Genomic DNA, 6,365 nt, shown 5'->3' with positions numbered 1-6,365 from the left:
TGCCGTATTGCTATCGCTGTGCCTTCGACTGCACGGATAACTGCTATAACTGCGGCCAGCAATATGCCGCCGAACTGGAACGGGCGATCGAAGCGGCGGACGGCAAAGCCGCGGGCTTTATTTTCGAGCCCATGAGCGGTGCGACGCTGGGCGCGGTCACGCCGCCGCCCGGATATTTGCAGGCCGTCGCCGAAATCTGCCGTCGCCACGGCGTGCTGCTGATCGCAGACGAGGTCATGACCGGTATGGGCCGCACCGGCCGCAACTTCGCGGTCGAGCACTGGCAGGTTTCGCCGGACATTCTGATCACGGCGAAGGGTCTTTCTTCGGGATACGCACCGTTAGGAGCCGTGATTGCCAGCAAGAAAGTCGTCGATGCCATCGCCGCCGGCTCGGGGGCGTTCCTGCACGGATTCACCTACAACGCGCATCCGAGTTCCGTGGCGGCAGGACGCGCGGTGCTGCGGCGCATCCGGTCTCAGAACCTGGTACACGTCGCCGATTCTGGCGCGGAGGGAACTCCGGGCTCTGCGTTGAAGAAAGCGCTCGAAAGTCTGCGCGATGTGGACGCCGTCGGCGAGGTGCGCGGGTTGGGCATGCTGTGGGGCGTCGAGTTTGTCGCCGACAAAAAGACCAAGGCACCTTTTCCGCAAGAGAAGAACTTTTCCGGCTTGGTTGGGCAGGCATGTCTTCGCCGAGGGCTGCTGGTTTATCCCATGCAGGGTTCGGTGGACGGCGTCGCTGGCGACCACCTGCTGATTGCGCCGCCGGCGGTGATCACTGCAGAGCAAATCGATTGGGCTGTCGAGCAACTGCGGTCCGCGATCAAAGAGGCGTCGTAGGCCAGACGGCCACCTGTGGGTTTGGTTTCAAGGCTCGTGGACTCTATGACGCAACGACGTGGGACGGCAGAGATGAATAGATACTTGGCGCTGATACTGTTCCTAGGGTTTCTTAGCACACTTGCCTGTGCCCAAGAGCAGGCTCCTGAGCTTCTGCGTGAGGCCGCTCAATGTCTAGCGACCAAGAAATTTCTGCCGCCCTCGAAAGCGACTGCGCTGAGTCTAGGATACCTGGACGATACGACGTCTTATCCAGGCCAGGAAGTTCTCTATGTGGTGGTCTACGCCGGTGCTGGCCGTTCTGACGGCTGGGTGTTCAGTGTCTTCATCAGTCAGAAGAAAGGTCGCCGAATCTTCAACATTCAGAACAACGCCAAGTTTGTCAGATCGAACAAAGAAGGCGCAGCCTTTAGAAAAGAGGGCGTAGATTTTGTAGAAGCTCCATTATGGGGTATATGGACGCAGGAGCACATTGCAAGAGCTATCCGGCGAATCGAAGGCCAGCCAAGGTTTGAGGTTCGGGCTAAGGATTTGCTGAAGCCAGACACTCTCACTCAGTGCCAGTCTTATGCGGATCTCAAGTAGTCGGACTGGTTCATACCCCCCTTTCAGTTGATCTGGCTTCGCATCTTGCTGTCATCAAACAAGATATCCCTCGATCCACGTTTTACCCGCGCTGCATTGTCCTCCCGAACCTTCAGGCGTCATATGGCCGTAGAGCGGAGGCAGTTATGGCTACCTCGTTAATCGATTTTGCGGAACAGATCAACCCTAAGACCCTGGCCGAGGCTCGCCGCGCCAACTTCCGGCAGGCGACCCGCGTCCATGGAAGTTTCCTGGCGTCCGCCGAGAAACGGGCTCTGGTCTGGATGGCCGAGCGCATGCCCGCCTGGGTTAATTCCGACCACCTGACCATCCTCGGCTTCGGCGCCCAGATCGCGACTGGCGTCTGCTACGCCCTCGCTGTCCATGACCGCCGCATGCTGCTCGCCGCCATTGTGTGTCTGGCGGTGAACTGGTTCGGCGACAGCCTCGACGGTACGCTCGCCCGCGTGCGCCAGCAGCAGCGTCCGCGCTACGGCTTCTACGTGGACCACATCATCGATTCGATCGGCGCGGTCGCCATGATGGGCGGACTGGCGCTCTCGGGATACATGCATCCCGTGATCGCCGTTGGTTTGCTGATTGCCTTCTTGCTGCTTTCCATTCAGTCGTATCTGGCCACGTACACGCTGGGTGAGTTCCACATTTCGTTCTGGCGCTTTGGTCCGACCGAGCTGCGGATCCTGCTCGCCATCGGCAACCTGGCGCTGCTTCGCTGGGCGTGGGTGATCCACGGACGCTACCGCCTGTTCGACGTCGGCGGTGCGATCGGGCTGGTGGGAATGACGGCAATGCTGACTTTCGTCAGCGTGAAAAATACCGTTCGACTGTACCGGGAAGAGAGGATCGGGTGAAGAGGCAAATCCCATGTGGAGAAGTTCGGCAGGCTTTCCTGCGCTGGCTGAAGTTCAATGCCGTGGGCGGAATCGGTATCGCCGTGCAACTTGCCGCCCTGGCTCTGTTCCGCTCAGGGTTGCACCTCGACTACCTGGTAGCCACCGCCCTAGCCGTTGAAACTGCCGTCATCCACAACTTCTTGTGGCACGAGCGCTTCACCTGGGCCGACCGGCCTGCGCACCGGTTCGCTCACTCGCTCGCCCGGCTGGCCAAGTTCAACACCAGTAATGGGCTGGTCTCTCTGGTGGGCAATCTTCTGATCATGCGGGCGCTCGTCGGCCAGTTCCACATGAACTGCTTCATCGCGAACCTGATCGCCGTGGCTACCTGTTCCATCGTCAACTTCCTGCTCAGCGACCGGTTCGTGTTCGAAAGTTAGCCCGACGATTACTTTTGGGGGTTCCGCCACAGAAGAATCCAAGCTATACTGTATTCAGTCATCATGCGCTCGAACGGCTCCATTTCGCGTCTCCGGATGTGCTGGATCGAGGGACGTGCCTGTCCTCGCCGGTACCTCTCCGTTCTGCCCTCGCACGTGCGCGCCAACCTCTTCGGCAGCGACTAGTTCTTCCTTCTCCGCTTTCCTGCAGTGGTTACAGCTATTAGCTCTTAGCCTTTAGCTCTTAGCTTTTACCCGGTGCGGCAACCATGCTGCGTGAATCTGGGCTCAACCACTGGCAACTGGCAACCGAGAACTGACAACTGCTTTTGGAGAAACTGCCATGACCACCAAAACTCTTACAATCGGCCCCAAGATCACGACCGCCCTCCCGGGCCCCAACGCCAAGCGCATTCTCGCGGGCGATGACAAGTACATTTCGCCGTCCTACACGCGTTCCTATCCGATGGTGGCCAAGCGGGGCCGCGGCATCGTGGTCGAAGACGTGGACGGCAACGAGTTTTTCGATTTCTCTGCCGGTATCGCCGTGACTTCCACCGGCCACTGCCATCCTGACGTCGTCGCCGCCATTCAGCAACAGGCGGGCGAACTGATCCACATGTCAGGCACCGACTTCTATTACGAGAGCATGGTGACGCTCGCCGAGCGGCTGTCGAAAATCGCACCCATGCCCGGGCCGCACAAGATCTACTACGGCAACTCGGGCACGGAAGCGGTCGAGTGCGCTCTGAAGCTGGCGCGCTATCACACCAAGCGCCAGCAGGTGATCGCCTTCCTTGGAGCCTTCCACGGGCGCACCATGGGCGCTCTTTCGCTGACCGCTTCCAAGCCGCAGCAGAAGCGCCGCTTTGGGCCGCTCGTGCCCGGCGTGACGCACATCCGCTATCCCGATGTGTATCGTGGCTGCGAGGGCGGACCGCAGGACGCCGAAAAATTCGCGCTCGGCTGCGCGCGCTACATTGAAGACAAGCTCTTCAAGACCGTTCTAGCTCCGGAAGAAGTGGCCGCCATCTTCGTCGAGCCGATTCAAGGCGAAGGCGGCTACGTCATCGCCCCAACCATTTTCATGCAGGAACTGCGCCACATCTGCGACAAGCACGGAATTCTGCTGGTCGTCGACGAAGTGCAGAGCGGCGTGGGCCGCACCGGCAAGTGGTGGGCGGTCGAGCACACGGGTGTTCATCCCGACATCGTGTGCAGCGCCAAAGGCATTGCTTCCGGTATGCCGCTCGGCGTCGTCATCAGCAAGGCCGACGTCATGGACTGGGTGCCCGGTTCGCATGCCTCGACCTTCGGCGGCAACCCGGTGTGCATTGCCGCGGCGCTGGCCACGCTCGACGTGATCGAGAAGGAAGGGCTGCTGCGGAATGCGAAGGACGTCGGCGACCACATGCTTAAGCGCATGGCCGCATGGCCGAAGAAGCACAAGCTCGTGGGCGACGTCCGAGGGCGCGGGCTCATGGTCGGCGTCGAGATCGTGAAAGATCAGAAGACGCGCGAATACGGGAACGCCGAGCGCGACCGCATCGTTGAGCAGGCATTCGAGCGCGGCATTCTCTTCCTGGGCTGCGGTCCGAATACGGTGCGCATCTCGCCACCGCTGGTCGTGACCAAAGACGAAGCCGACGTGGCCATCGATGTGCTCGAAGAATCGATTGCCATCGTCGAGAAGAACGCGTAATCGCCGGAGGTACACGATGTGGAACGGAACCGTGGAGTCGATCCACATCGCCTCCGCCCCAGAGCGGCCGATGGAGGCCCGCAATCAGGCCTTGGCGATTCCCGGTGTCGGGCTGGAAGATGACCGTTACGCGCTGCGTAAGGGCACTTTCTACAAGCCCGAGCCGGATTTCGAACTCACGCTGATCGAGGCGGAAGCGGTCGAAGCGCTGCGGCGCGATTACGAAGTCGAACTCGCCGCCGGCGACGCTCGCCGCAACATTGTCACGCGCGGCGTTCCGCTGAATCACCTGGTCGGATGTGAGTTTCGCATCGGCGATGTTCGCATCCGCGGCATCCGATTGTGCGAGCCCTGCGAACACCTGCAGCGGGTGACGGGTCGGCAATTGATCAAAGGCCTTCGCCATCGCGGCGGATTGCGCGCACAGATCCTGACGCAAGGCACAATTCACGTCGGGGATGGAATCAACGTGTAGCGCCGGCGCCTCTCCGGCTGCCGCGCGGGCAACTTGCCCGCGCACTGTAAGCCCGTGCTGCAGCTGCTGTTGAGCAAGGAAGGAATTTATGGGCGACACCACACTCCGCGAGCTGGTGTACGGCAAAGGCGCACACGTGGACCCCGTCGCCTGCGTGGAAGATATCCCGGCGGAACTCGCGACTCGCACCGTCGAGGGCTATCCCCACTCCATCTGGCAGATCGTCGAGCACATGAACTTCTGGATGGAATACGATTTGCGCAAGGTCGCGGGAGAAAACCCGCCGTACCCAGAGAAGGCAATCGAAAGCTGGCCCGCGCATCCTGAGCCAGCAAACGAAGAACAGTGGCAGGCCGCAACTCAGCGATTCAGCCGACTGTTGACGCGGCTTGCCGCGCTGGCGGAGTCCGATTCGGCAACGCTTCAACGAATTGTCAGCGATGCCGGTTCGCCGCAGTCCCCGCGCCAATCCACCGTGCACGCCATGCTGTGGCAGGTGGCTGCCCACAACAGCTACCACGCCGGCCAGATCGCGCTCCTGCGACGACAACTTGGCGCCTGGCCTCCCCGACGGGGCGGCGATACCTGGTAGTGTCGCGCGCCCGTCACTTTTCTTAATAACGAACTCTCACTGGAAGGAGGCCTCCATGCCGCGCTTCACCTCTCGCACACTGTTCGCCCTGGCGTTCACTCTGGTCGTGTGGGCCTCAGCCTTTGCCGGAATTCGCGCCGGACTGCGCGCATATTCGCCGTCAAACTTGGCCATCCTGCGTTTTCTGATTGCGTCGCTCGTGCTCGCGATCTACGCCGGCATCGCTCACTTCCGCCGTCCGGACCTGCGCGATCTCCCGGGCTTGGCATTTACAGGCGCCATCGGGATCAGTTTTTATAATCTGGCGCTCAACTACGGAGAGACGCGCGTGACCGCCGGCGCCGCCAGCCTGCTGATTGCGTCGGTGCCCATCTGGACCGCGCTGGCCGCGCGATTCTGGCTGCATGAAAAATTGACGGCCGCAGGCTGGGGCGGCGTGTTCGTAAGCTTCGCTGGAGTTGCCCTCATCGCCAGCGGGGAAGGCGACGGCATCCGCCTCTCACCACAGGCGCTGATCATCCTGGCCGCGGCGATTACTTCGGCGAAATCGGATTGCTCGGAGGCGGAGGACGCACGGCGTCGTGCACGGCCCTGGACCACGTGGAGCTAGTGCGCATATCCGCGGAGGATTTCCGCGCCATGGTCCAGCAGTTTCCGGATGTGCGGCTGGGGCTGGAGAAGATCGCCGCGGAGCGCCAGGAGGCCAATCGCGAGAGGCTGCGAATGGTGCGCAGCGTGCCGCTGGAACGGTTTCTTTCGCAAGGATTGATGGAGGCACAGAGCCTGCTGGTTCTGGACCTGGAAAAATGCACGCGATGCGACGCGTGCGTGACCGCCTGCGCCGATTCGCACGACGGCGTGACGCGGCTGGTGCG

General features: G+C 61.3%; 9 protein-coding genes. All 9 read left to right on the top strand.

The annotated features are described in order from the left end of the window. Positions 1 to 842: aminotransferase class III-fold pyridoxal phosphate-dependent enzyme (locus LAN70_18925; protein MBZ5513226.1), on the top strand; the 842-nt coding region annotated here is incomplete at its 5' end. An 84-nt stretch (positions 843 to 926) separates the two neighbouring features. Beyond that, complete coding sequence (locus LAN70_18920; protein ID MBZ5513225.1) at positions 927 to 1,427, top strand: hypothetical protein; 501 nt, start codon at positions 927 to 929, stop codon at positions 1,425 to 1,427. Positions 1,428 to 1,573: 146 nt separating this feature from the next. Continuing rightward, entirely contained in the window at positions 1,574 to 2,299 is a 726-nt protein-coding gene (locus LAN70_18915; GenBank protein ID MBZ5513224.1) for a CDP-alcohol phosphatidyltransferase family protein, read from the top strand. A gap of 62 nt (positions 2,300 to 2,361) precedes the next feature. Then, the gene (locus LAN70_18910) at positions 2,362 to 2,721 is read left to right on the top strand and encodes a GtrA family protein (protein ID MBZ5513223.1); all 360 of its coding nucleotides are present in this window, start codon (positions 2,362 to 2,364) and stop codon (positions 2,719 to 2,721) included. A gap of 343 nt (positions 2,722 to 3,064) precedes the next feature. Next, on the top strand, positions 3,065 to 4,423 hold the full coding sequence (locus LAN70_18905; GenBank protein ID MBZ5513222.1) for an acetyl ornithine aminotransferase family protein: 1,359 nt from the start codon (positions 3,065 to 3,067) through the stop codon (positions 4,421 to 4,423). Positions 4,424 to 4,439: 16 nt separating this feature from the next. Next, entirely contained in the window at positions 4,440 to 4,898 is a 459-nt protein-coding gene (locus LAN70_18900) for an MOSC domain-containing protein (protein MBZ5513221.1), read from the top strand. Between the two features lie 88 nt (positions 4,899 to 4,986). Further along, a complete protein-coding gene (locus LAN70_18895) occupies positions 4,987 to 5,490 on the top strand; it encodes a DinB family protein (protein ID MBZ5513220.1) in 504 nt (167 codons plus the stop codon). A 55-nt stretch (positions 5,491 to 5,545) separates the two neighbouring features. Next, entirely contained in the window at positions 5,546 to 6,100 is a 555-nt protein-coding gene (locus LAN70_18890) for a DMT family transporter (GenBank protein ID MBZ5513219.1), read from the top strand. Further along, positions 6,037 to 6,365: cyclic nucleotide-binding protein (locus tag LAN70_18885; GenBank protein MBZ5513218.1), on the top strand; the 329-nt coding region annotated here is incomplete at its 3' end. The genes LAN70_18890 and LAN70_18885, both read left to right, overlap by 64 nt.

This window comes from Terriglobia bacterium (assembly GCA_020072845.1).
GTDB lineage: Bacteria > Acidobacteriota > Terriglobia > Terriglobales > Acidobacteriaceae > JAIQGF01.
This window is presented reverse-complemented; position numbering and strand designations above follow the sequence as displayed.

Bases quoted from the DNA above. Each gene is read 5' to 3' on its own strand.
- LAN70_18915 (MBZ5513224.1), top strand. From the start codon at position 1,574: ATGGCTACCTCGTTAATCGATTTTGCGGAACAGATCAACCCTAAGACC.
- LAN70_18905 (MBZ5513222.1), top strand. From the start codon at position 3,065: ATGACCACCAAAACTCTTACAATCGGCCCCAAGATCACGACCGCCCTC.
- LAN70_18900 (MBZ5513221.1), top strand. From the start codon at position 4,440: ATGTGGAACGGAACCGTGGAGTCGATCCACATCGCCTCCGCCCCAGAG.
- LAN70_18895 (MBZ5513220.1), top strand. From the start codon at position 4,987: ATGGGCGACACCACACTCCGCGAGCTGGTGTACGGCAAAGGCGCACAC.
- LAN70_18890 (MBZ5513219.1), top strand. From the start codon at position 5,546: ATGCCGCGCTTCACCTCTCGCACACTGTTCGCCCTGGCGTTCACTCTG.